Consider the following 22,720-nt stretch of genomic DNA (forward strand, 5'->3'; position numbering starts at 1 on the left):
GGCCCGACTGCCGGTCGTTCTTGCTGGTCAGGTAAATATGTACTACGTACTTCATAGATCTCGAGCGAGGCGAGGTCAATGAGTGTGTAGTACATACTTCCGCTAAGGTGAGATCGTGATCACATCAGGAAGCGGCTATCGCGATGTAGCGGACACCATCCGCCAGGCCATCCATGAGGGCGTCTACCCCCGCGGCTCTTTGCTCCCCAACGAAGATCAGCTTGCCGAAGAGCTCCACGTGAACAGGGCCACCGTGAACAAAGCCTTGCGAATCTTGAAAGGTGAAGGACTGGTCTACGTGCACATGGGCGTGGGGACCTACGTCCACAAGCTGCCGCCCCTGCTGCGCGACGCCGCCGTACGGCACAGCCGCGCCCACCGCGAACGCGGGGGCGTTCGAGGCTCCCTGGCCAGCGAACTCGCCCAGTTCGGCTACGAGTTGAACTCCGCCAACACGGTCGGCCCCGGCCACCCTCCACCGGATGTGGCCGACGTCCTGGGCGTCGACGCCGACACCGACAGTGTCATCATCCGCGCGCGACGGATGAAGGCCGAAGACGTCCCCATCCAGATCGCCATCAGCTACATCCCACGCTCCATCGCCGATGGGACACCGATAGCCGAACTCGACCCGGGAGTCGGCGGGATCAGCAGCCGCCTGGCTGAACTCGGGTACACGCAGGTCGAGCTCGAGGAGAACATCAGTATCCGGCCGCCCACTCCTGACGAAGCTCGCTTCCTTCGCATGATCCCAGATCAGTGGGTGTACGAGATCTTCCATATCGGGTGGACCGCGAGCGACCAGGCCGTCAAGGTCACCACCTACGTCATGCCGACGTACCAGTGGAATCTGCGCTACCGCTACCCCGTGGACCCTTCGTAACCCGCGGCCCCGTCCTGGACGCAGAACGGCCCCCGTCTCCCCCAAGCGGAGACACTGTTGGCGAATTGATCAAAGACTGGCTACGAGGGAGTCCATCCACCCTCCGGGCCGACATCGGGCCTCACCTCGGCTGCAACGCCACGGCTCCGCAGCCGGGCGTGCAGAAACTCCATCTCCGCCAGCGTCCCGACCAAGCCGGCCTGAGTGAGTTCGTCGGCGAGTTCACGAGCCTGGGGAAGTGGCACCTCCCCGACCTCCCGCAGAACCTTTAGGACCGAGACCAGGTTCGGCACCGGACCGACCACGCGCAGTCGGCTTGGGCCATGCGCCGTCAGCAGGGCACTGCGGACAGCTTCCGGCGGCTTGCCTGACTCCGGGTACTCGCACCAGCCAACACCGCAGGACGCGCAGGAGGCCTCGGCATCCCACCACAGCTGCCCGCAGTCGATGAACTGATTCACCTGGCGGACCAGGGTGCCCCCGCAACCATCACAACGCGATTCGATCTTTGCTGTCTGCCCCGTCATACCGACGCCAACGCTCCCCATGCCGCCACGAGCTGACGGGCCCGGTAGCCCAAATACTCGTTCACGTCACACCGTACAGATCGCTGACCGAGCCCGAGATCACCGCCCGGAAGGTCGTCAAGGGCCTCCGAGACGAGGGGAAGATCTACACCCGGCCCGATCTCGGCTCGTTCGTGGGCCCGGAGCCGGACGACGACGACCACGCCCCATCACCGTTTCGGTGACGGGGCGTTCCGTGATCGTGCGTCATGATCTTGAGAATCCGGGAGACGCCCTGAGACTCATTTAGTTGTCCCTCTGCTGGTCAGAGCCACGAGCTACTGCTTGACCAGCAGTGCCACGCACTCCACGTGGTGGGTCATCGGGAAGGCGTCGAAGGCGCGCAGGTCGGAGAGCGGGTAACCGAGCTCCGCCAGCCAGGCCAGGTCCCGCGCCAGCGTGGCCGGGTCGCAGGAGACGTACACGATCCGCTGAGCCTCCAGGGAGGCGATCCGCTCCACCACCTCGCGCCCCAGCCCGGAACGGGGCGGGTCGACCACCACGAGGTCCGTGCGTTCGATCTGGAAGCGGTCCAGCGCCTCCTCGACCCGCCCCCGCTCCACCCGGGCCTGCGGCAGGTCGCGGAGGTTGGCGCGGGCGTCACGGACGGCGGCCGCCTCCGACTCCAGCCCGAACACCGCCCCCTCGGGCCCCACGGCCTCCGCCAGCCCGGCCGCGAACAGCCCCACCCCGCAGTAGAGGTCGAGCGCCCACTCCCCCGGCTCCGGCGCCGCGTAGGCCAGCACCGCGTCCAGCAGCGTCTCCGCGGCGCCCGGGTGCACCTGCCAGAAGCCGCTGCCCGCCACCCGGAAGCCCCGGTCGCCGACCTGCTCGTGCAGCACCCCGGAGCCGCGGCGCGGCACCGTACGGCCCTTGCCCTGGTCGAGGAGGACCGAGGCGGGCGCGTCGAGCTCGGGCACGGTGACGCTGCGGCGCGGCCTCGGCGAGACGACCACGGCCCTGTCGCCGGACGAGGACGCGATGACCTCGACACCGGCCGCGCCCGGCCAGGAGCGCTGCTCGGCCCCGACCGCCTCCACCTCCGGGTGGGCGATCAGGCAGGCGTCCACGACCTCGATGTCGTGCGAACGGTGCCGGCGGAAGCCCAGCTCACCGCTGGGCCCGGCGGCGAACTGGACGCGGGTGCGCCAGCCGAGCCCGTCCTTGGCCCCGGGCACCTCCTCCACCACGACCTCGCGCGACAGGCCCGCGAGCCGCTTCAGCTGCTCGGCCACGACCTGCGCCTTGAGCCGCCGCTGCGCCTCCAGGGTCGCGTGCTGCCAGTCGCACCCGCCGCACCGCCCGGGGCCCGCGTACGGGCAGGGCGGGACGACGCGGTCCGGCGAGGGCTCCAGGATCTCCACGGCGTCGGCCCGCAGGAACCGGGCGGTCTCCTCGGTGACGTCGGCGATGACCCGCTCCCCTGGCAAGGCATGCCGTACGAACACCACGCGCCCTTCATGGCGCGCCACACACCAGCCGCCATGGGCGACCGGACCTACCGTCAGCTCGAGAGATGCCTGTTCCACAGGGACACCCTATGCCCGAGTCTGCTCCCCATCCTTGACGGACTGGTCCCAGGGACGGCGCACCGCGCCCGGCGCGAACGGCTCCGGCCTGCCCTTGAGCCGGTCGGAGGAGTGCAGCTGCCAGGGCACGCTCGTCACCATGACCCCCGGCTTGAACAGCAGCCGCGCCTTCAGCCTGAGCGCGCTCTGGTTGTGCAGCGCGTGCTCCCACCAGTGGCCGACCACGTACTCGGGGATGAACACGGTCACCACGTCGCGGGGCGAGCGCCGCCGCAGGGTCTTGACGTAGTCGAGGATGGGCTGCGTGATCTCGCGGTACGGCGAGTCCAGCATCTTGAGCGGCACGGGGATGCCCCGCCGCTCCCACTCCTCCTGCAGCCTGCGCGCGTCCTCGCCCTCGACGCCCACCGTGATCGCCTCCAGCGTGGACGGCCTGGTGGCGCGGGCGTAGGCCAGCGCGCGCATGGTCGGCTTGTGCAGCTTGGAGACGAGCACGATCGCGTGGTTGCGCGCGGGCAGCATGGCCGGCTCGTAGTCCTCGCTGATCTCCAGCTCGGCGGCCACCTTGTCGTAGTGGCGCCTGATGCCCTTCATCATGAGGAACAGGATCGGCATCGCGATGCACACGATCCACGCCCCGACCAGGAACTTCGTCAGCAGCACGACCACCAGCACGAGCCCCGTCATGATCCCGCCGAAGAAGTTGATCACGCGGGAGCGGTGCATCTGGTGGCGCACCTTGGGGTCGGTCTCGGTCTTCAGATGGCGGGTCCAGTGGATGACCATGCCGGTCTGGCTGAGCGTGAACGAGACGAAGACGCCGACGATGTAGAGGTTCAGCAGGCGGCTGACGTCGGCCTGGAACCCCCACAGCAGCAGGCACGCGCCGAGCGCGAGGATGATGATGCCGTTGGAGAAGGCCAGCCGGTCGCCGCGGGTGTGCAGCTGGCGGGGCAGGTAGCGGTCCTGCGCCAGGATGGAGCCGAGCACCGGGAAGCCGTTGAAGGCCGTGTTGGCGGCCAGGAAGAGGATCAGGGCGGTCACCGCCGAGATCACCACGAACGGCAGCGACCCGCCGCCGAACACCGCGTCGGCCACCTGGGAGATGATCGGCTGCTGGTAGTAGCCGGGGCCGACGGGCTGGCCGTTGGGCAGGTGCAGGTCGGTGGCGACCACGGACGGCTCGGCGATCTTCACCCCGGATGCCAGGCCGAGCGCGATGATGCCGCCGAACATGGTGATCGCGACCAGGCCCATCATCAGCAGCGTGGTGGCGGCGTTCTTGCTCTTGGGCTTTCTGAACGCGGGCACGCCGTTGCTGATGGCCTCGACGCCCGTCAGGGCGGCGCAGCCGGAGGAGAACGCGCGCAGGATCAGGAACGCGGCGGCGAAGGTGGTCAGGTTGGTCTGCTCGGCCTCGATGGTGAAGTGGGCGCTCGGCGCCTGGAGCGGCTCACCCAGTATCAGCAGCCGGAACCCGCCCCAGGCGATCAGGGCCAGGACGGCGATCATGAACGCGTACGTGGGGACGGCGAAGGCGGCGCCGGACTCGCGGATGCCGCGCAGGTTGATCACCGTGAGGAGGATCACGATGGCGATGGCGATGGCGGGCTTGTGCTGGCCCACGAACGGGATTGTGGCGCCTACGTAATCGACGCCGTTGGCGACGGATACCGCCACGGTCAGCACGTAGTCGACCATGAGCGCGCTGGCGACGGTGAGCCCGGCGTTCTTGCCGAGGTTCGTGGTCGCGACCTCGTAGTCCCCGCCGCCGCTTGGATAGGCGTGCACGTTCTGCCGGTACGACGCCACGACGGTGAGCATCACGACCACGACGGCGATCGCGACCCAGGGACTGTAGGTGTAGAAGGAGACGCCGGCCAACGACAGGATGACCAGAATCTCCTGGGGCGCATACGCCACAGAAGAGAGCGCGTCACTCGCGAAAACCGGCAGTGCTATCCGTTTTGGGAGGAGTTGCTCGTGAAGCTGCCCGCTACGCAGGGCGCGCCCCACGAGCAAGCGTTTGACAAGATCCGTTACCTTCGCCACGTAACGAGATGCTAGCCCCATGCCGAGGGCTTAAACGAGGCGCTCCCCCTTCGGGCCATACTGGTGTCCAGCAATGGGCCGACCGCGAAAGTGCGGGGGGAAATGCATATAGTGATCATGGGGTGCGGCCGGGTCGGTTCGACTCTCGCTCATATCCTCGAAGACAGCGGCCATTCCGTCGCCATCATCGACCGCGATCCGCAGGCGTTCCGGCGGCTTCGCGCCGGGTTCCGAGGGCGGCGGGTGACGGGCGTGGGCTTCGATCGCGACGTGCTCACCGAGGCCGGCATCGAGTCCGCCGCCGCGTACGTCGCGGTCTCCAGCGGCGACAACTCCAACATCATCTCCGCCCGGGTGGCCCGCGAGACGTTCGGCGTGGACAACGTGGTGGCCCGCATCTACGACCCCCGCCGCGCCGAGGTCTACCAGCGGCTCGGCATCCCCACGGTGGCGACCGTACGGTGGACGGCCGACCAGATCCTGCGCCGCATCCTCCCCGAGGGCGCCGAGCCGCTCTGGCGCGACCCCACGGGCACGGTCATCCTGGCCGAGGTCACCGCCAACCCCGAGTGGATCGGCAGCCGCGTCGTCGACCTGGAGCACAGCGTCAAGACGCGCGTGGCCTTCATCAACCGCATGGGCGAGGCCCTGACCATCACGGAGGACACCGTGGTGCAGGAAGGCGACGTGCTCCACGTCATCGCCGCGGAGAACGACATGGATCGGATCAACAAGGTGCTCGCCGCGGCACCGGAAGAGGACGAGTGATGCGCGTCGCCATCGCCGGAGCGGGCGCCGTGGGCCGCTCCATCGCGGCCGAGCTCCTGGAGAACGGCCACGAGGTCCTGCTGATCGACGTGGACCCCCGAGCCATCAAGATCGACAGCGTGCCGCGCGCCGAATGGCTCCTCGCCGACGCCTGCGAGATCGCCTCCCTCGACGAGGCCGGGCTCAACAACTGCCACGTCGTGGTCGCCTCCTCCGGCGACGACAAGGTCAACCTGGTGGTGTCGCTGCTGGCCAAGACCGAGTACGGCGTGCCGCGCGTGGTGGCCCGCATCAACCACCCCAACAACGAGTGGCTCTTCAACGAGTCCTGGGGCGTCGACGTGGCCGTCTCGACCCCGCGCCTGCTGAGCGCGCTGGTGGAGGAGGCGGTCAGCGTCGGCGACCTCGTCCGCCTGATGACCTTCCGCCAGGGCCAGGCCAACCTGGTGGAGCTCACGCTGGCCGAGGACGCCCCGGTCGTGGGCCAGCGGGCCGGCTCGGTGCCGTGGCCGGTGGACTCGGCGCTGGTGGCGATCCTCAGGGAGGGCCGGGTCCTGGTGCCGACGGCCGACGATCCGCTGGAGGCGGGCGACGAACTGCTGTTCGTCGCGAACCAGGAGGTGGAGCAGGAGCTCGCCCACCTCCTCTCCCAGCACTAGGCAGGTCCTCTCCTGGGAGGCGCTTCAGCACTCGCGTCCCGCCTCCCAGGGCCTCCACCCCCGCAACGCACTCCGCGTCGTACGGAGGGCTTGCCTCCACACCTCCGGGCCGTTTTCACCGCATATCGACGGAAGAAAAACGGAAGATCGGTCTCCTAGCATCCTCAGTCGCCGGCCACGACCAGGCAGGAGCAGCGCCGCGCGTTGTGCCTGGACATGCCGTGCGGATCAGGCATCCCGGTAAGGGGTCGGACCACCTCATGGAGGCTTTGTGATCAGTAGACGCCAGCTCATGCGTACGGCCGCGGTCGGCCTGCCGGCCGCCGTGCTGGGCGGGACGGTTTCGCAAATGTCCCCTGCGCAAGCGCAATCGATCACAGCCGAGGGCGAGTGCGCCCCGGGCAGCGGCAAGCTCGTCCAATGGGGTCCGGCCAGTGCCCCGGCAGTGCCGACGGCCGGGTTGTCGGGAGTGAGCGCCGTCTCCATCGGGTCATGCGCGAACCTGTACAACCTGATGCTCAAGGACGGGCGGGTCACCACCTGGGGAAACTTCAACCTCAATGACACCAACCAGCAGAGGTTGGTCCGAGTGCCTGTCGCGGCGACCAGAGACGTCACGGCGGTCGCGACGGCCGGCGCGTATTCCTTCGCGCTCAGAGACGGTGGCGTGATCGTCTGGGGCGGCACCCACGACAGCCAGCTGGCCCTCCCCGAGGAGGCGAAGTCCGGTGTCACCGCGATCACCGGCGCGAACGGCGGAAACTCGTACGGCCTCTTTCTCAAGGACGGCGGCGTCATCCAATGGCATGGATATGTCGCCGTCCCCGACGAGGCGAAGGAGGGCATCGTCGCGGTCTCCGCACGGCGGCATGCTCTTGCGCTGCGGGAGGACGGCCGCGTCATCACGTGGGGGCCCGACCTTCCCGCGAACCTGACGGTGCCCGCCGAAGCACAGTCCGGTGTCACCGCCGTCTCCGCGGGCGCCGGTTTCAGCCTCGCCCTCAAAAACGGTGCCGTGCTCGCATGGGGCGACAACAAGTACGGGCAGTTGGAAGTCCCGTACGAGGCGCAGGCCGACGTCGTCGCGATCTCCGCCGGGATCTTGGCCGGCATGGCGCTGACCGCAAGTGGCAAGATCGTCACGTGGGCGTACGACTTCTACGGGCAGCTCGACGTCCCGGCCGAGGCGAACTGCGGGGCGAGCGCCATCGCGTGCGAGTACGTCTGCATGGTGTTGCTGTGACGGAACGCCACATCTGCATGGTGTTGCTCTGACGGAACGCCCTGTCGGCGACGAACGGCGGCCGGCCCTGCCCAGCGTCCCGGCGAGCGCCGGTCGTGTTCCTGGGCAGGGCCGGCCGTTCCGCTTCCCGAGCCGGTAGCGATCGCCACATCCCGCAACCCCGGCTGACGGCTCCCGTCACCCGGGTTTCGCCTGGTCAGATCCCGATGCGGCAGCGCCCAGACCACGTGTTCGCGAGCCCGATCCGAGAGATCATCACAGCGGCTAGATCAGATCGTCGAACTCCCCGTCCTTGATCCCTCCGAAGAACGCTTCGAGCTCGGGGCGGGTGAAAGCCAGAACAGGCCCCGTCGGGCTCTCGCTGTCACGAAAGAGCACCAGGCGTCCTCGGTTGGCCTTGTGGGGGCTGTCGGTCGGTGCGGTGTCGGCGACCGCCACCTCCACGCAGCCGTTGCCTCCGTCGCTGCGCCGGCTCTTCCGCCAGGTGAGGGTGGAGGGGTCGATCAGACTCGTGTGCATCGCTTGCTGGTCCTCTCCCATCTATAGCCGTCCAACCAATACCGAGATCAACGCCGCCGAGTCGTCTGGGCTGTGCGCCATCGCGCGCACTTGGTCAAAGGCGAGGCTATAGGAGTGGACCTCACTGTCGTCCTCGATCCACAGATTACTCGTCATGGTCTCGATGTAGACCACGTCAGGGTCGTACACCTCGCGGAACGAAAGGATCGAGAACGGGGTGTTGGCCCCGGGATGGGCTCCGACGGAACAGGCGAGGACCTGGATCGTGACATTGGGCAACTCCGACAGCCGAAGCAAGGACTCATATTGGGCCTTCATCACCGCAGTGCCGCCAATCAGACGATTGAGCGACGCTTCATCCAGAATCATCCAGATATTGAGCGATTTATCGCGATAAAGGATCTTCTGTCGGGTCATGCGGATCTCCACCCGGCGATCGATCTCGGAAGCGGGCGTGAACGGCATGAGCGCCGCCCGGATGACCGCACGCGCGTAGTCCTCTGTTTGCAGCAGGCCGTGGATCAGGGTCTGCGAGAAGCACCTGATGCTCGCGGCCTCGGATTCGAGGCTGATGTAGTTCGCGTAGTCGGTCGAGATCGAGTCGTACGTCTCCCACCAGCCACGCCGCGTGGCGGTGCGCGCGAGCTCGTGAAGGGACTCACGTCTGGCGCCCGCCACCCCGTAGAGGTCACAGAGCGCCGCGAGGTCGCCGGCCCGCACCCCGACCTGCGCCGTCTCGATGCGGCTGACCTTGCTGATGGACCAGCCGAGCCGCTCTCCCGCCTGCTCCCCGGTGAGTCCGGAGCGCTCGCGCAGAATGCGAAGCTCCCCCGCGAGCCTGCGGCGGCGGAGTGTGGGACCGCGCCCACCGGCCATAGTCGAACCCCCCTTCAGTGCATGACTTTCCAGTGTTACGCAACTCGTCCGCATCTGCACCAGGAGTAACCAGAGAGAGACCCGATGCAAATTTGCAGTTTCAGTTGCAGCAGTCGCTATCTTGCGTCACTCTTCAGATACGAAGAGTGATGCTTCGGGAGTGGCGGCGCTGATCTACACCGCAGGTCTGGCGGGAGGGACGCGATGGACAAAGAGTTCCTGGCCGAACTGGTGTTTCCCGGAAAGCGACGGTCGGTGTCCATGGCCCGCCACTGCGTCGGGAACGTTCTGCAGGCAGCGGGCCACCGGTGCGTCGACGGAGCGCTGCTCGTCGTCAGCGAACTGGTCGGAAACGCCGTCCTGCACACCGTCTCCGGACAGGCAGGCGGGTTGATCACCGTCGCCGTCCGCGAGATGGGCGACGCCATCGCGCGCATCGACGTGATCGACCAGGGCGCGTCCACCGCTCCCCAGCTGCGTACGGCAGGCGATACGAGCTGCTCGGGGCGGGGCCTGCAGATAGTCGGAGCGACGGCGATCCGCTGGGGCGTTCACGACGACGCCCTCGGCGGCAGGGCGGTGTGGGCGGAGGTGTTCACCGCGGAGGACGGCCCGATCGCCGTCGTGAACGCCGCGCCGTGCGAGGCCGACGCCTGTTGCCACCGCTTCACCGGTACGAACTGGTGGGGTTCCGGTTTCTGGGGCTCACGGGCGATCATCGAGTGACGGGCCGATGCCGGAGAACGGCGAAAGACCCCTCGCCAGCGGGCGAGAGGCCTTTCCAGGAGCGGGCGCTCAGTCGACGGTCACCCGGGTGCCACGCTGGCCGTCCATGTCGATACAGCGCGCCGTGATCTTGAAGGGCGGCACGATGAAGCCGAACTCCAGGCTCTCGATGTGCCGTTGGCACAGCGGGTCCTCCGGACCGCTCCAGTCGTCGTCGGCGACCGCCGGCCCGGACGCCAGGAACAAGGCGGCAGCGGTCGTGGCCAGGGCGGTGATGGCGCGTGGGTACATGATGGGCCCCCGATACGGCACGAAGTGATCGTTCGCCAGCCTTCGTACCCGCGCTCGTGGATCATCTCTTCAAGGAAATGATCCGGAGCTCTTTACCAGGCCCGGCCGGATGGCGGCCGGGCCTGTCGAGGTCAGGCCGGCGCCACCGGAGGCTTGATCGGGGTACGGCCGCGGCCGAGGACCCAGAGCATGGCGCCGAGCGCGGCCACCTGCAGCGGCCAGCCCATGACGATCTTGGCGAAGCCGAGGGCGGCGACCGCCTCGTTGCCGCCCCCGAACCAGTAGACCGGCGCCTGCACGGCCACCCGGACCGCGCACGGCAGCAGGAGCAGCCAGGTCAGCCGCGTGCACAGCCGCACGACGCCCGGGTCCTTGTGCCAGGCGGTCGGGTCGCCCGTGACAGAGCCGATCAGGAAGCCCACCACCGGCCACCGGGTGACGATCGACAGCAGCATCGCCACCATGTAGCCGGCGTTCCACAGGATGCCTGGCAGGAAGTAGTCCTTCGCGTCACCGCTGCGGCTGGCGAAGAACGCGCCGATCGCGATGCCGATCAAGCTGTTGATCACGAACTGCGGCGTGGACCGCTGCACGATCCTGACCAGCAGGAGCACCACCGCGATGGAGACGCTGACGATGAGCGAAAGCTTCAGCTCCTCGGTGGTGACCCAGCACAGCGTGAACGCGATCGTCGGGATCGCCGCCTCGATGATGCCGCGGACCCCGCCGAAGGCCTTGGCGAGCTGGGCTCGCACTGCCGCTTCAACGGTGTCGTGGGCAACCTCGTCCGCCTCAGCACTCACGTGTCAACTCCCTGGGCGCAGCTCGTAACGCGGATTGAACATCACCTTGCGCCCGTCCTGCATGCTGACCAGGCCCTCGGCCTTGACCGTGCGGCCGGGCTCGATGCCCGCGATCTTGCGGCGGCCGAGCCAGACCAGGTCGATCACGTCGGACCCGTCGTAGAGCTCGGCCTCAAGGGCGGGAGCACCGCCCCTCGGACGCAGTGTCACCGTACGTAGCGTACCCGCCACGCAGAAGCGTCGGCGGCCGCCACACGAGACGATGGGGGTCGCGCCAACCTCATCGGCGTCTTCTCGCAGTTCCTGGGCCTCGATCTCGGACTGGGGTGAGGCCAGCCGACTGAAGAACCCGCGCAATCCCCCGCGTTTCGGAGGCTCTGCCGTACTCATGATGAATCAGCCTATGTGATGTCGGCCCGATGTCAGCCCTCAGCGAATCTCGCTTATTTCCGGTCCTCGTTTGAACGGGTTGAGCCCGGGCCGCTCCTCCACCTTCTCGCCCGCCTGTTCGTTGGGACGGCGCAGCGGGATGGGCTCCTCACGGGCCATCGGCTCGCTGCCGCGCACCACCACGACGTCCTTGACGAAGTCGATGTACGCCGCCGCGACGCTCTCGTCGAGCGCCGCCTTGCCGGAGATCACCGCGAGCAGGAACCAGCGGGGCCCGTCGATGCCGAGATATCGGGCGGGGCGGGAGCTGTCGTCGACCTTCATCTCGCCCCGCAGCTCGCTGCCGAACGGGCCCTCCCGCTCCTCCAGCTGCTTCGTCTGAGCCAGGATCTTGGTCTTGACCTCGTCCCACAGGCCCGAGCTCCGCGGTGCGGCCAGGGCCTGAAGCTGCAGCGAGCTCTCCTCGTGGAGCACCACGACACCGACGTGCTGGTCTCCGACGGAGGCCAGCCGCACGTCGAAGTCAGGATTGTGCGGCAGCCGCAGGCCGCCCAGGTCGATCCTGTCGGTCTCCGGGTGGGGCTCGTCGGCGTCCCACGGTCCGGAATCTCGCGTGGGCGCGGCAGACTCCTGCTCGGCCACCTGTTCCGGCTGCTCACGACGACGACGTCGGAACACGTTCCTCACTCTCCTCGCTCGCGGGGCCGTCAGCGCGGCCCATTGATCATCGTCCTGTCGATCCGAATCCGTTGGCGCCGCGCACCGAGCCGGGCAGGCGCTCCACCTCGTAGAAGGCAGCGCGTTCGACCTGCTGGACCACGAGCTGGGCCACCCGGTCGCCCCGCTGGAGGCGGAACGGCTCCTTGGTGTCGGTGTTGATCAGCGTCACCCTGATCTCGCCGCGGTAGCCGGCGTCGACCGTGCCCGGCGCGTTGACCAGCGTGACGCCGTGCTTGGCCGCCAGCCCGGACCGCGGGTGGACGAACGCGGCGTAGCCGTCGGGCAGGGCGATCGCGACGCCCGTCCCGACGACGGCCCGCTCGCCGGGCAGCAACTCGACGTCCTCGGCCGCGTAGAGGTCGGCGCCCGCGTCCCCCGCATGGGCGTAGGACGGCATCGGCAGCCCGGCGTCGAGCCGCTGGATGAGGACCTCTACGTTGCTCAAGGGTTCACCTCGTAGTCCCGGTGTTCTGTACGGTGGCGTGCTTGGCGAAGTGTCCCATGCCCACCTCGGCGAACAGCGCTGCCGCGCGGACGGCGACCGGACCGTCCGGGGCGCCGTTTTCGCCCCTCAGCCTCAAGGTACGCCTTCTCACCCGCGATGCGGTCGCACCCGGCACGCAAGTGGAGTGTCGTGCCCGTGGGAACGAGGAGGAGACAGGAGTCACGGCTGACGAGGTTACTCGGTGTCGACCCGCCGGCCGCTCTCGCCCTTGCCTCCGGGGCCCGGCTCTGCGCCGCCGGAGCCCTCGGCCCGCGGTCCGGGCTCGTCGTCGCGATGACCGGCGCCCTCGCCGCGGGGACGGGGAACCTCGCCGGGCCCTCCCCCGGAGTCCCCTCCGGGGCCCTCGCGCTCGCCGGGACCGTGGCTGGGCGGTGGCAGGGCCGGCCGTTGCAGCCGGAGCTCGGGCAGCGCCCGGTAGATCACCGCGGCCACCGGCACGGCGACGGCCGCCCCCGCGATGCCGGCCAGGATGCCGCCGATGGCCAGCACCAGGATGATCGCCAGCGGGTGGAAGTTCAGTGCCCGGCCCACGATCAGCGGCTGGAGCACGTGGTTTTCCAGCTGCTGCTCGATGACGAGGATCCCGAGGAAGATCAGCGCGTAGACGAGCCCCTTGGCGCCCAGCGTGACGAGGGTGGCGACCGTGCCGGCGAAGAAGATGCCCACGATCGGGATGAAACTGGCGAAGAAGATCAGCACGGCCAGCGGCGCCCACAGCGGCACACCCATCCCCGCCAGCACGATGCCCATGATCAGCCCGTGCACGGCGGCCACGGCCACGGTGCCCTGCACGTAGTGGGAGAGCGTGGCCCAGGCGGCCCGCCCGGCCCGGTCCACGCGCGGCGCGACGGTGCCGAACCCCCGCAGGACCCATGCCCAGATCCGGTCGCCGTCCTTGAGCAGGAAGAACGTCACGAACAGCAGCAGCACGATGGACGCAAGCACCTCGAAGGCGACCGCCCCGGCCGTCAGCACGGTGCCGGTGATGGCCGTGCGCTGCTGGTTGACCATGGTGGCGATCTCGTCGACGTAGCTCGTGATCTGCGCCTCTTTGAGATGCAGCGGGCCGGTGATCAGCCAGTCCTGCACCGATCTCGCCGTCGCCTGCACCTGCTGGACGAGGTTGGGGAACTCGTCGCTGGCCCGCGCCCCCACCAGCCATCCGGTGCCGGTCAGCACCGCCAAGGCCACCAGCATGGTGATCCACGTGGCGTAGATGGGCCGCATGCCCGTCTGGCGGAGGCTGTTGGTCAGCGGGAACAGCAGCGCGGTCAGCAGCAGCGCGATCGCGACGGGCAGCGCCACGAACGTGAGCCGGGCGATGACGAGGGCGAAGAAGTAGACGACCACGCCGACGAGGATCAGGCACGCGCACCACGCGGCCATCTTGGCCAGCACGGGCGGCACGAGCTTGGTTGGGCGGTCGGGCAACACGTGTTCAAGACTGGCATGTCCGGGCCGTGAATGCGCGCGGATAACCGCCGGTGCGGCGTATGAGCCGCGGATCGGGCCGGTACGAGGGACGCGGGCGGGTCGCCGTCGGCCCTCGTCCAGCCCTCACGGACGCGCGTCCGGGTGACCGGCCGCGGACAGTTCCCGCATCGAGCGCAGGGGCGAGGTGACCAGCGGCAGGAACGCCAGGCAGGCCCCGGCCGCGGCCACCAGGAGCGTGTTCCTGACGCCGATCGCCGCGCCCAGCACGCCGCCGATCAGCCCGCCCAGCGGCAGCGTCCCCCAGACGAGGAAGCGCATGGTGGCGTTCATCCGCCCGAGCATCGGCTCGGGCGTGATGGCCTGGCGGAAGCTGACCTGCGTGACGTTGTAGACCACCACCCCCGCCCCGACGCAGAACTCGCAGGCCACGAACAGCCCCAGCCGCCAGTCGGCCTCCATCCACGGCAGCACGAACGTCAGCGGCGCGGGCACGGCGATGCCCAGCCACATCGCCGGCCCCTGCCCGAGCCACCTGACGACCCGGGCGTTGACCAGCGCGCCGACGACCCCGCCGAGGCCGCCGGAGGCCATGAGCAGCCCGATGGCGCCCGCGCCCAGGCCGAGCTCCCTGGCCAGGAGCAGCAGGACCATCGGCTGGGCCACAGCGGCGAAGAGGTTCGCGGTGGCGGTGCAGGCCGCGATGCGGCGCAGCAGCCGCTGCCCGAGCACGAAGCGCACGCCTTCGGCGATCTCCTTGCCCAGGTGGGCCCGCGGGGCTTCCTGGCGGGGCTCGCGCCTGCGGATCGCCGCCAGGCACAGCGCCGACCAGGCGAACCCCGCCACAGTGGCGGCCAGCGCGAACGGCGCGGTCAGGAGCTGGATCAGGTAGCCGCCCGCGCTCGGCCCGCCGACCTGCGCCACCGTACGCACGACCTCCAGCGTGGAGTTGGCCTCGACGAGCCGCTCGCGCCGGACCAGATGGGGCAGGTAGCTCTGGTACGCGACGTCGAAGAACACGGTGAACACGCCCAGCACGAGCGCCACCGCGTACAACTGGTAGATCGTCAGCACGTCCAGCCACCACGCCACCGGCACGGAGCCGAGCGCCAGCGCCCTCGCCCAATCACTGACCACCATGACCGCGCGCTTGCGCAGCCGGTCGACGAGGGCGCCGGCGGGGAGCCCGATCGCCACGAACGCCAGCGTCTGGCACGCGCCCAGCAGGCCCACCTCGAACTCCGAGGCCCGCAGCGCCGACACGGCCACCAGCGGCAGGGCCAGCACCAGGAGCTGGCTGCCCGCCTGGCTGGCGGTGTCGGCGAGGAACAACCGGCGGAAATCGCGCTCGCGTAACAGGCTCACCCGTCAGAGGATCCCTGACCGATTGAGAAAAATCAACCGGTTATAGAGTCATCGTCCATGGGCACCCAACGCCGCCCCGCCACCGAGGCCGAGGCCCGCGCGCTGGCCTCGGCCGTACGGCTGCGCATCCTGCGGCTCTGTCTCGACCAGGCGCTCACCAACAAGGAGATCGCCGGCCGCCTCGACGCGAACCCGGCCACCACGCTCCACCACGTGCGCAAGCTCGTGGAGACCGGCTTCCTGGCCGCCGGGCCCAGCCGTCCGGGGCCGCGCGGCTCCACGGAGATCCCCTACCGGGCCACCGGCAAGTCATGGGAGATGGACGTCCGCGAGAGCGGCGTGACGGGGGGCAGCGCCGCGATGCTCGACGCGTTCCTGGCGGAGAGCAGGCTCATCGACATCGAGGAGGCCGACCTCGTCAGGCTGGGGCTCAGGCTCTCCCCGGAGGGGCACGCGGAGCTGCGCCGGCGGCTGGAGGAGCTGTTCGAGGAGTTCCTCGAGCGGCAGCCGCCGCCGGACGGGGAGGCGTACTCGATCTTCCTGGCCCTGCACCGCGACGTCACCCGAGACCCCTGAACGCGCGGACGCCGGGCGCCCCGCGAAGGGGCGGCCCGGCGTCCTGCCATCCGGACGTCAGCCCAGGTGGACCTCGACTTTCAGCTCGTCACCATACTCCAAGACGAACTCCTCCACAGTGCCTGCGGCGCAAAGGTCGTCCTGAGCCTGGCGGACAAGCCCGACTTCGGGCGCCCAAACGGTCAACCTGGAGACCTCGGCCCGCATCGACAGCTTGGCCCCGGACTTGGCCTTGCGCACCTGACCGAGCACCTCGGAGGCCACGGCCAGCACGGCCGGGTCGCCGGTCCCGTGCGAAAGCACGGGCCACGGCGCCCGGTGCACCGACCCCTCCTGCCACCACGACCACACCTCTTCTGTCACGAAGGGCAGGAACGGCGCGAACAGCCGCAGCAGCACGTCGAGCGCCTGCCGCAGCGCCGCGTGGGCCGAGGCGGCGGCCGGGCCGGACTCGTAGGCCCTGGCCTTGACCAGCTCCAGGTAGTCGTCGCAGAACGCCCAGAAGAAGCGCTCCACGACCTCCAGCGCCCTGGTGTGGTCGTAGGCGTCGAACGCCTGACCGGCCTCGCGCACGACGTCGGACAGGGCCGCGAGCATCGACAGGTCGAGCGGCTCGGTGATCTCTCCGTCGTTCCCGGCCAGGCCGAGGACGAACTTGGACGCGTTGAGGATCTTGATCGCGAGCCGTCGCCCGATCTTGAGCTGTCCGGCGTCGAACGCGGTGTCCACGCCGTAGCGGCCGTTGGCCGCCCAGTAGCGCACCGCGTCGGAGCCGTGCTGCTTCAGCAGGTCGAGCGGGGTGACCACGTTGCCCTTGGACTTGGACATCTTCTTGCGGTCGGGGTCGAGGATCCAGCCCGAGATCGCGACGTCGCTCCACGGCAACCGGCCGAACTCGTAGTGCGACCTGACCACGGTCGAGAACAGCCAGGTGCGGATGATCTCGTGGGCCTGCGGCCGCAGATCGGCCGGGAAGACCCGCCCGAACAGGTCGTCGTCGGTCTGCCAGCGGCCCGCGATCTGCGGCGTCAGCGACGAGGTGGCCCAGGTGTCCATCACGTCGGGGTCGGCCACGAACCCGCCGGGCACGCCGCGCTGGTCCTCGGTGTAGCCGGGCGGCACGTCGGAGGACGGGTCGACCGGCAGCATGTCCTCCGGGGGCACGATCGGCGCGTCGTGGACGAGCTGCCCCGACTCGTCGATCGGATACCACACCGGGAACGGCACGCCGAAGAACCGCTGGCGGGAGATCAGCCAGTCGCTGGTGAGCCCCTCGACCCAGTTGTCGTAGCGCACGCGCATGTGCGGCGGGTGCCAGGCCAGCTCGCCGCCGCGCGCCAGGAGCCGTGCGCGCAGCTCCTCGTCACGCCCGCCGTTGCGGATGTACCACTGGCGGGTGGTGACGATCTCGAGCGGCCGGTCGCCCTTCTCGTAGAACTTGACCGTGCGCGAGACGGGCCTCGGCTCGCCCTCCAGGTCGCCGGACTCGCGCAGCAGCTCCACGATCCGCTCGCGGGCGCTGTGGACGGTCTTGCCGGCCAGCTCCTTGTACGGCTCCGCCTCCACGCCCTCCGGCGGCTCGGGCAGCAGCCGCCCGTCCCAGCCGATGACCGGCCGGGTCGGCAGGTGCAGCTCACGCCACCAGGTGACGTCGGTGATGTCGCCGAACGTGCAGATCATCGCGATGCCGGTGCCCTTGTCGGGCTCGGCCAGCCGGTGGGCCAGCACCGGCACCTCCACCCCGAACAGCGGCGTCAGCACCGACGTGCCGAACAGCGGCTGGTAGCGCTCGTCGTCGGGGTGGGCGACCAGCGCCACGCACGCCGGGATCAGCTCGGGCCTGGTCGTCTCGATGAAGACCGGGCCCTTCTCGCCGTAGAACGAGATCTTGTGGAACGCGCCCGGCCACTCGCGGTCCTCCAGCTCGGCCTGGGCGACGGCGGTGCGGAAGGTGACGTCCCACAGCGTCGGCGCCTCGCTGAGGTATGCCTCCCCGCGCAGCAAGTTGCGCAGGAACGCCCGCTGCGAGACCGCCTGCGCCTCGTCGCTGATCGTGGTGTAGAGCAGCGACCAGTCGACCGACAGGCCGACCCGCCGCCAGACCTCCTCGAACGCCTGCTCGTCGAGGGCGGTCAGCTTGTGGCACAGCTCCACGAAGTTGCGCCGCGAGATGGAGATCTCACGCTTGCCGGGCTTGTCCGGCGGCTCGAAGCCGGGGTCGTAGGGCAGCGACGGGTCGCAGCGCACGCCGTAGACGTTCTGCACCCGGCGCTCGGTGGGCAGGCCGTTGTCGTCCCAGCCGATCGGGTAGAACACCGACTTGCCGATCATCCGCTGGTAGCGGGCCATGACGTCGGTGTGGGTGAAGGAGAAGACATGACCCACGTGCAGCGACCCGGACACGGTCGGCGGCGGCGTGTCGATGGAGTAGACCTGCTCGCGCGAGGCGGACCGGTCGAACCGGTAGGTGCCCTCGGCTTCCCAGCGAGCTACCCATACCTGCTCCAAGCCGTCGAGGGTCGGCTTTTCCGGCATGGCGGCATGGCGTAGTCGCTGTTGAGTCATGCCTCCATATGGTACGGCTTCGCAGGCGCGGCAAGCGGTACAGACTAGTGTTCGTTACAGAGGGGAAGGGAGATCGGCATGGCGGAGGACAAGCCCGATATCGCCTGGCGCGTCATCGGGGGCCTGGTGGGTCTGGCGACCGCCTGGGCGGCGAGGAAGATCCTCGGGTTCGTCTGGGTGAAGGCGACCGGGAAAGAGCCGCCGGTCGACACGGACTCGCCCGAGGTCAGCCTGGGTGAGGCCATCGGCTACGCCGTGCTCATGGGCGTCGGCATGTCCGTGGCGCAGATCGTGGTCAACCGGACCGCCAAGAAGCGCTACGACGCGTGGAAGTCTGTGAAGCAGGTGACTCCAGAGCAGTGAGAAACTCGTTGGCCCAGCGGTCCACGTCGTAGGTGGCGACCCGGCGGCGCATCGTGCGCATCCGCCGGGCCAGCTCGTGCGGCGTGGCCCGCATCGCGGCCAGCATCTGCCGCTTGACGTCCTCCACGTCGTACGGGTTGACCAGGTAGGCCTGGCGCAGCTCGTCGGCCGCCCCGGCGAACTCGCTGAGCACCAGCGCGCCGTGCAGGTCGTGGTGGCACGAGATGTACTCCTTGGCGACCAGGTTCATCCCGTCGCGCAGCGGGGTCACGACCATGACGTCGGCGGCGAGGTAGAGGGCGGCCAGCTCCGCGTGGTCGTACGACTGGTGGAAATACTGGACCGGCTGGTAGCCGAGCTGCGCGTGCTCGCCGTTGATCCGCCCGACCTGCAGCTCGATGTCGTCGCGCAGCCGCTTGTACTCCTCCACCCGTTCCCTGCTGGGCGTGGCGATCTGCACGAACACGGCCTCGTTGGCCTTCAGCTTCCCGTCCTTGAGCAGCTCGCCGAACGCCTCCAGCCGCTGCCCGATGCCCTTGGTGTAGTCGAGCCGGTCGACGCCGAGCAGCACGTGCTCGGGATCGCCCAGCTCCGCCCTGACCTCCTTGGCCCGCGCCATGATCTGCGGGTCGCGCACCAGCGAGTCGAGCTGCCCGAAATCCACCGAGATGGGGAACGCCTGCGTCGTCACCACCCGGTCGTCGAGGAAGATCTCGTTCCCCTTGTACGGCAGCCCGAGCAGCCTCCGGCACAGCCGGCGGAAGTTCGAGGCCCCGCCGGGCAGCTGGAAGCCCACCAGGTCGGCCCCGAGCAGCCCTTCGACGAGGTCCTTGCGCCACGGCAGCCGCCAGAACAGCTCGGTCGGCGGGAACGGGATGTGCAGGAAGAACCCGATCCGCAGGTCCGGCCTGAGCCTGCGCAGCATGGCGGGGACGAGCTGGAGCTGGTAGTCCTGCACCCAGACCACCGCGCCCTTCTCGGCGGCGTCGGCGGCGGCGTTGGCGAAGCGCTCGTTGACGGCGCGGTAGGTGTCCCACATCGCCCGGTCGAACACCGGCGGCGCCACCACGTCGTGGTAGAGCGGCCAGAGCGTGGCGTTGGAGAAGCCCTCGTAGTACAGCTCCACCTCACCGGCCGACAGGGGGATCGGGATGAGGTTCATGCCGTCCTGCTCGAACGGCTCCAGCTTCTCGTCGGGGGCGCCGTGCCAGCCGAGCCAGGCTCCGTGCCGGCGCTTCATCACCGGTGCGATCGCGGTCACGAGCCCGCCAGGGCTCCTGCGCCACGCGGCCGTTCCGTCAGGCTCGATCGTCCGATCCACCGGCAACCGGTTCGCGACGATCAGAAACGAGCTACGGCCAGTCACGCAGTTTCCTCCTGTTGTCTTCCGAGCACGCGGCGGACGGCGCCCGCCACCGCGTCCGGGCCCGCATGGGGGATGATCGCTGCGATGTGGGAGTCGGGCCTGATGAGCCATGCCTCATCCGGTCCGGCGCCGAGCCTTTCTGCGAGTGAACCGGTCCCGTCCATCTCCGCGAACCCGCGCACGGCAAGTGGCGCCGTAATGACCTTGCCCAAGACCTGCGCAAACAAACGCGAATCGCACATATCACCCAACAACACGAGAAAACCGTCACGACAAAACTCCCGCAATCTCCCGCCCGGAAGTCGCGCGTCCGGGAGGATCACGCCGGGCGCCGGAGCGCACAGCGCGCCCTTGGGCGGCCTGCCTCCGAACGGCCGCGTCGGCTCGGGGGTGGTCAGCGGCGAGTCCACGTACCAGAACGGCTCCGCGAACCGGCCCGAGTCCACCTCCGCCACCAGCCCGCCCTCCAGCACGGCCCGCCTGCGCACGCGCTCCTCCACGGTCCTGGGGACCAGGAAGCGCATCGTGGCCGCGGTGATCTCGAGGTTCTCCCGCGCCGCCGCGTGCCGCTCGGCGTGGTACGACTCCAGCAGCCCCTCCCCCGCCCAGCCGTTGAGCACGAAGGCCAGCTTCCAGGCCGCGTTCTCGGCGTCGGGCACGCCGGAGTTGAGCCCCCTGGCGCCGAACGGGGCCACCAGGTGGGCGCTGTCGCCGGCCAGCAGGACCCGGCCGACGCGCATGCGGGAGGCGATGCGGGAGTGGAAGCGGTACGTGGTCTGCCAGAGCAGGTCATAGGGCCGGTCACCGATGATTTGCCTAATTTTCCGCGAAATATCGGCTTTTGTTGGGATGAAGTCGGGCGCGATCTGCCAGTCGATCCGGAACGCGCCACCCGGGCAGGGGTGGATCAGGACCTGGCGGCCCGGGTTCCAGGGCGGGTCGAAGTAGAAGCGGCGCTCGTTCTCCCAGCCGGGCAGCTCCGCCTTGATGTCGCAGATGAGGAACTGGTCGTCGAACGTCTCCCCGTCGAACGAGACGCCGAGCGTCTGCCGTACGTGCTGGGCCCGGGCGCCCGCGCACACCAGCGCGTAAGGCGCGCGCAGCGACCGCTGCCCGCAGCGGACCGTCACGCCCGAGGGGTCCTGGTCGAGGCCGGTGACCTCGTGGTCCCAGCGCACCTCGATCAGCGGCTGCGCCGCGATCGCCTCGTCCAGGAGCTGCTCGGTGCGCGTCTGGGAGATGTTCACGCAGGCCGGCAGCGGGCCCTCGCGCTCGAACGACCAGGAGAACAGCTCGCGGTCGCGGTAGTACGTGCGGGCGGTGGTCCAGGCCAGGCCCTCCTCGGCGATCTTGCCCGCTCCGGCGGCGGCCCAGATGTCGAGCACGTCGCGCTGCTGGCAGATGGACTTCGACCCGGTGGAGTCGCGCCCCCGCCGCCGGTCGAGCACCAGCACCTGGATGCCCCATCGGGCCAGCAGCAGCGCGGCGCTCTGCCCGACCGGCCCCGCCCCGACCACGATGACCTGCGCGCCAGCCGGGGCGTTCATCGCTGGAGCTGGTCCCAGACTTCGCGGTCGCGCTCGGCGGTCCAGATGCGCGGGCGTTCGACGCCGTGCAGTTCGTCCCAGAGCCTGGAGACGTTGAACGGCAGGCAGTGCTCGAAGATCGGCCAGGACCCGTACCGTGGCTCCAGCTCCCGGTGCGTGCGCTCGAACGCCTCCCTGACCGAGCCCGCCGCGCCGACCTCGCGCAGCATCACGGTGAGGAAGTCGCGCGTCTGCGCGATGGCCGCCTCGACGCCCTGCCTGCCGCGCGCCACCGCGCCCCGGCCGCCGACCAGCGTCTCCGCCCCGAACGACGCGACCTTGTCGAGCGTCGCGGCGGACCAGTCGAGGTGGAAGGCGTCGCCGGTGTAGAGGGCGGCCTGGGACTCGACGAGGTCGCCCGCGAACATGATCCGCCGCTTCGGCAGCCAGGCCACCAGGTCGCCCTCGGTGTGGCCGCGCCCGCAGTAGGCCAGCACCAGGTCGCCCCGGTCGCCGCCCAGGTCGATGGTGAACGTGTCGCTGAATGTCGCCGTCGGCCACGTCAGCCCCGGGATCGACCCGGGCTCCTTGAACAGGCGGGGCATCCTGGCGTACTCGCTGGCCCAGTCCTGCTCGCCGCGCTCGGCGATCAGCTCGCGGGTCTTGTCGTGCGTCACGATCACGTCCGCGCCGAACGCCGACGCGCCCAGCACCCGGACGGCGTGGTAGTGCGACAGCACCAGGTATCTGATCGGTTTGTCGGTGTGCTCCCGCAGCCTGGCCAGCCACTCGCGGGCGGCCACGGGCGTGGCGAGCGCCTCGAAGCAGACGAGGAAGTCCTCGGCCTCGATGGCGCCGACATTCGGATCGCCTTCTGCCGTGAGCGCGTAGACGCCCTCGGCCAGCACCTCCATGGACTGCTTCTTCTCGCCGAGATCGGCCGACGAGGCGAACGGTTTGGCCATCACCACTCCTCCCGCAGCGCGGTCAGCACCAAC

The 22,720-nt window shown here is 69.3% G+C and carries 23 protein-coding genes; 7 read left to right on the forward strand and 16 right to left on the reverse strand.

All coding sequences use genetic code 11. The features are described 5' to 3' along the window. Window positions 1-115: 115 nt before the first annotated feature. Window positions 116-883 (forward strand): GntR family transcriptional regulator, encoded by a 768-nt coding sequence (locus tag ABZS69_RS07115; RefSeq protein WP_355367866.1) that lies wholly within the window; start codon window positions 116-118, stop codon window positions 881-883. Between the two features lie 80 nt (window positions 884-963). Here the strand turns inward: ABZS69_RS07115 and ABZS69_RS07120 are convergent, their stop codons facing one another. From ABZS69_RS07120 to ABZS69_RS07130, 3 genes are all read right to left on the reverse strand, one after another. Beyond that, a complete protein-coding gene (locus ABZS69_RS07120) occupies window positions 964-1,410 on the reverse strand; it encodes a hypothetical protein (protein ID WP_355367869.1) in 447 nt (148 codons plus the stop codon). Window positions 1,411-1,727: 317 nt separating this feature from the next. Then, window positions 1,728-2,957: a class I SAM-dependent RNA methyltransferase gene (locus ABZS69_RS07125; RefSeq protein WP_355368322.1), complete on the reverse strand. Its 1,230-nt coding sequence runs from the start codon at window positions 2,955-2,957 to the stop codon at window positions 1,728-1,730. 30 nt (window positions 2,958-2,987) lie between these two features. Next, the gene (locus ABZS69_RS07130) at window positions 2,988-5,030 is read right to left on the reverse strand and encodes an APC family permease (RefSeq protein ID WP_355367872.1); all 2,043 of its coding nucleotides are present in this window, start codon (window positions 5,028-5,030) and stop codon (window positions 2,988-2,990) included. 102 nt (window positions 5,031-5,132) lie between these two features. Here ABZS69_RS07130 and ABZS69_RS07135 point away from each other — a divergent pair, with 102 nt between their 5' ends. From ABZS69_RS07135 to ABZS69_RS07145, 3 genes are all read left to right on the forward strand, one after another. After that, window positions 5,133-5,798: a TrkA family potassium uptake protein gene (locus tag ABZS69_RS07135; protein WP_355367875.1), complete on the forward strand. Its 666-nt coding sequence runs from the start codon at window positions 5,133-5,135 to the stop codon at window positions 5,796-5,798. Next, window positions 5,798-6,457, forward strand: coding sequence for a TrkA family potassium uptake protein (locus ABZS69_RS07140; RefSeq protein WP_350722859.1), 660 nt, complete (start codon window positions 5,798-5,800; stop codon window positions 6,455-6,457). The genes ABZS69_RS07135 and ABZS69_RS07140 overlap by 1 nt, the downstream gene beginning before the upstream one ends. A gap of 271 nt (window positions 6,458-6,728) precedes the next feature. Further along, the gene (locus ABZS69_RS07145; RefSeq protein ID WP_355367878.1) at window positions 6,729-7,700 is read left to right on the forward strand and encodes a hypothetical protein; all 972 of its coding nucleotides are present in this window, start codon (window positions 6,729-6,731) and stop codon (window positions 7,698-7,700) included. A 264-nt stretch (window positions 7,701-7,964) separates the two neighbouring features. On the opposite strand, the gene ABZS69_RS07150 is transcribed toward ABZS69_RS07145, so the two are convergent. Both ABZS69_RS07150 and ABZS69_RS07155 read right to left on the reverse strand, forming a co-directional pair. Continuing rightward, complete coding sequence (locus ABZS69_RS07150; RefSeq protein WP_355367881.1) at window positions 7,965-8,219, reverse strand: DUF397 domain-containing protein; 255 nt, start codon at window positions 8,217-8,219, stop codon at window positions 7,965-7,967. A 21-nt stretch (window positions 8,220-8,240) separates the two neighbouring features. Continuing rightward, entirely contained in the window at window positions 8,241-9,095 is an 855-nt protein-coding gene (locus ABZS69_RS07155; RefSeq protein ID WP_355367884.1) for a helix-turn-helix transcriptional regulator, read from the reverse strand. 204 nt (window positions 9,096-9,299) lie between these two features. Here ABZS69_RS07155 and ABZS69_RS07160 point away from each other — a divergent pair, with 204 nt between their 5' ends. Beyond that, complete coding sequence (locus ABZS69_RS07160) at window positions 9,300-9,821, forward strand: ATP-binding protein (RefSeq protein WP_355367887.1); 522 nt, start codon at window positions 9,300-9,302, stop codon at window positions 9,819-9,821. 69 nt (window positions 9,822-9,890) lie between these two features. Here ABZS69_RS07160 and ABZS69_RS07165 read toward each other — a convergent pair whose 3' ends face one another. The 7 genes from ABZS69_RS07165 to ABZS69_RS07195 all read right to left on the reverse strand — a co-directional run bounded on the left by ABZS69_RS07165 (window position 9,891) and on the right by ABZS69_RS07195 (window position 15,326). Continuing rightward, window positions 9,891-10,112: a hypothetical protein gene (locus ABZS69_RS07165; protein WP_355367890.1), complete on the reverse strand. Its 222-nt coding sequence runs from the start codon at window positions 10,110-10,112 to the stop codon at window positions 9,891-9,893. 131 nt (window positions 10,113-10,243) lie between these two features. Further along, window positions 10,244-10,915, reverse strand: a complete 672-nt coding sequence (locus ABZS69_RS07170; RefSeq protein ID WP_355367893.1) for a DUF3159 domain-containing protein — start codon at window positions 10,913-10,915, stop codon at window positions 10,244-10,246. A 3-nt stretch (window positions 10,916-10,918) separates the two neighbouring features. Beyond that, a complete protein-coding gene (locus ABZS69_RS07175) occupies window positions 10,919-11,305 on the reverse strand; it encodes an OB-fold nucleic acid binding domain-containing protein (protein ID WP_090929309.1) in 387 nt (128 codons plus the stop codon). Between the two features lie 39 nt (window positions 11,306-11,344). Next, the gene (locus ABZS69_RS07180; RefSeq protein WP_355367896.1) at window positions 11,345-11,983 is read right to left on the reverse strand and encodes a DUF3710 domain-containing protein; all 639 of its coding nucleotides are present in this window, start codon (window positions 11,981-11,983) and stop codon (window positions 11,345-11,347) included. Window positions 11,984-12,029: 46 nt separating this feature from the next. Next, on the reverse strand, window positions 12,030-12,470 hold the full coding sequence (gene dut / locus ABZS69_RS07185; protein ID WP_355367899.1) for a dUTP diphosphatase: 441 nt from the start codon (window positions 12,468-12,470) through the stop codon (window positions 12,030-12,032). A 234-nt stretch (window positions 12,471-12,704) separates the two neighbouring features. Then, on the reverse strand, window positions 12,705-13,964 hold the full coding sequence (locus tag ABZS69_RS07190; protein ID WP_355367902.1) for an AI-2E family transporter: 1,260 nt from the start codon (window positions 13,962-13,964) through the stop codon (window positions 12,705-12,707). Window positions 13,965-14,087: 123 nt separating this feature from the next. After that, a complete protein-coding gene (locus ABZS69_RS07195) occupies window positions 14,088-15,326 on the reverse strand; it encodes an MFS transporter (RefSeq protein ID WP_355367905.1) in 1,239 nt (412 codons plus the stop codon). A gap of 57 nt (window positions 15,327-15,383) precedes the next feature. Between ABZS69_RS07195 and ABZS69_RS07200 the strand changes: the two genes are divergently transcribed. Next, window positions 15,384-15,902 carry a winged helix-turn-helix domain-containing protein gene (locus ABZS69_RS07200; RefSeq protein WP_355367908.1) on the forward strand — a complete coding sequence of 173 codons (519 nt, stop codon included), beginning with the start codon at window positions 15,384-15,386 and terminating at the stop codon, window positions 15,900-15,902. 57 nt (window positions 15,903-15,959) lie between these two features. On the opposite strand, the gene valS is transcribed toward ABZS69_RS07200, so the two are convergent. Continuing rightward, window positions 15,960-18,467, reverse strand: coding sequence for a valine--tRNA ligase (valS, locus tag ABZS69_RS07205; RefSeq protein WP_355367911.1), 2,508 nt, complete (start codon window positions 18,465-18,467; stop codon window positions 15,960-15,962). A gap of 78 nt (window positions 18,468-18,545) precedes the next feature. Here valS and ABZS69_RS07210 point away from each other — a divergent pair, with 78 nt between their 5' ends. After that, window positions 18,546-18,830 (forward strand): DUF4235 domain-containing protein, encoded by a 285-nt coding sequence (locus ABZS69_RS07210; RefSeq protein ID WP_355367914.1) that lies wholly within the window; start codon window positions 18,546-18,548, stop codon window positions 18,828-18,830. Here ABZS69_RS07210 and ABZS69_RS07215 read toward each other — a convergent pair. From ABZS69_RS07215 to ABZS69_RS07225, 3 genes are read right to left on the reverse strand one after another with little or no spacing between them, the layout of a single operon-like run. Beyond that, window positions 18,763-20,196, reverse strand: coding sequence for a trehalose-6-phosphate synthase (locus tag ABZS69_RS07215; RefSeq protein ID WP_355367917.1), 1,434 nt, complete (start codon window positions 20,194-20,196; stop codon window positions 18,763-18,765). The genes ABZS69_RS07210 and ABZS69_RS07215 overlap by 68 nt on opposite strands. Next, complete coding sequence (locus ABZS69_RS07220; protein WP_355367920.1) at window positions 20,193-21,743, reverse strand: FAD-dependent monooxygenase; 1,551 nt, start codon at window positions 21,741-21,743, stop codon at window positions 20,193-20,195. Before ABZS69_RS07220 ends, ABZS69_RS07215 begins: the two co-directional genes overlap by 4 nt. Then, window positions 21,740-22,687 carry an MBL fold metallo-hydrolase gene (locus ABZS69_RS07225; RefSeq protein WP_355367923.1) on the reverse strand — a complete coding sequence of 316 codons (948 nt, stop codon included), beginning with the start codon at window positions 22,685-22,687 and terminating at the stop codon, window positions 21,740-21,742. The genes ABZS69_RS07220 and ABZS69_RS07225 overlap by 4 nt, the downstream gene beginning before the upstream one ends. Window positions 22,688-22,720: the final 33 nt, after the last annotated feature.

It is taken from the genome of Nonomuraea sp. NPDC005650 (assembly GCF_040605375.1).
Classification (GTDB): Bacteria; Actinomycetota; Actinomycetes; order Streptosporangiales; family Streptosporangiaceae; genus Nonomuraea.